The organism is Pseudaminobacter sp. Soil_N_29, from assembly GCF_057656055.1.
In genome coordinates this window covers 1-916 of record NZ_JBDGLC010000026.1, presented here as the reverse complement: position 1 = coordinate 916, position 916 = coordinate 1, and the positions used below count along the sequence as shown (strand labels likewise).

Annotated in this window: 3 protein-coding genes; all 3 read right to left on the bottom strand. The window is 72.1% G+C overall.

Annotated elements, in window-relative coordinates; all coding sequences use genetic code 11:
* Window positions 1-146: Hpt domain-containing protein (locus AC3A4H_RS23575; protein WP_487768875.1), on the bottom strand; the 146-nt coding region annotated here is incomplete at its 3' end.
* Window positions 147-173: 27 nt separating this feature from the next.
* Window positions 174-539 carry a response regulator gene (locus tag AC3A4H_RS23570; protein ID WP_487768874.1) on the bottom strand — a complete coding sequence of 122 codons (366 nt, stop codon included), beginning with the start codon at window positions 537-539 and terminating at the stop codon, window positions 174-176.
* Entirely contained in the window at window positions 536-832 is a 297-nt protein-coding gene (locus AC3A4H_RS23565; protein WP_487768873.1) for an STAS domain-containing protein, read from the bottom strand. The genes AC3A4H_RS23570 and AC3A4H_RS23565 overlap by 4 nt, the downstream gene beginning before the upstream one ends.
* Between the last annotated feature and the right edge of the window lie 84 nt (window positions 833-916).

Genomic DNA, 916 nt, shown 5'->3' with positions numbered 1-916 from the left:
CCGCCCTTGATCGAGTGCACGGCGCGGAACACCGCGTTGACGGTGTCGGGCTCGGCCGCGTCGCGCTCGATCGCCAGCAGCCCGGCCTCGAGCTCGGACAGCTGCTCCTCGCACTCCTGGAAGAAGGTCTGCTTGATGGTTGCCATTGCGTCCACGGCGGTGTCCTCGTCGGTTCAGGCCGCCACGCGGCGGATGGCGTCGATCAGCTTTGCCGGGTCGAAGGGCTTGACGATCCAGCCGGTCGCCCCGGCGCGCCGCGCCCGGTCCTTCTTGGCCGCGTCGCTCTCGGTGGTCAGCACCAGGATCGGGATGCCGCGCCAGGCGGCGTCGGCGCGCACCTTCTCGATGAAGCCGAAGCCGTCGAGCCGCGGCATGTTGATGTCGGTGACGATCACCCGCGGCGTCTCGGCGGCCAGCACCTCCAGCCCGTGCAGCCCGTCCTCGGCCTGCACCACCCGGTAGCCGGCCTCGACCAGCGCCAGCTTCAGCATGTCGCGCATGGTGCGCGAATCGTCGACGGTCAAGATGGTGGTGCTCATTGCCCCTGCTCCTCGCCGGTGAGGGCGGCCTGCGCCACGCCCAGGCGCCTCAGCCCGTCGCAAAACGCGGGCGTCAGGCCGGTGAACTGCAGCGCGGCCTGATCGGCGCGCCAGCTGTTTGCGGCCGACAGCAGCACCTGCAGGCACTGGCCGCCGAGCCATTCGACGGGACCCGCGTCCACGGTCAGCGCCGCCCCGCGCAGCGCGCGCAGGCGCGCCGCCAGCGGCGTGGCGGCCTGGAAGTCCAGCACCGCCGGCAGTTCGAAGATCAGTTGCGTCTGCTCGCTTGCCACCTCAGAACTCCTGCCAGCCGTCGGCCGCCGGCGCCGCCGCCATGGCCGTTGCGCGTGCGCCGGACGCCACCTTCAGCGCCGGCC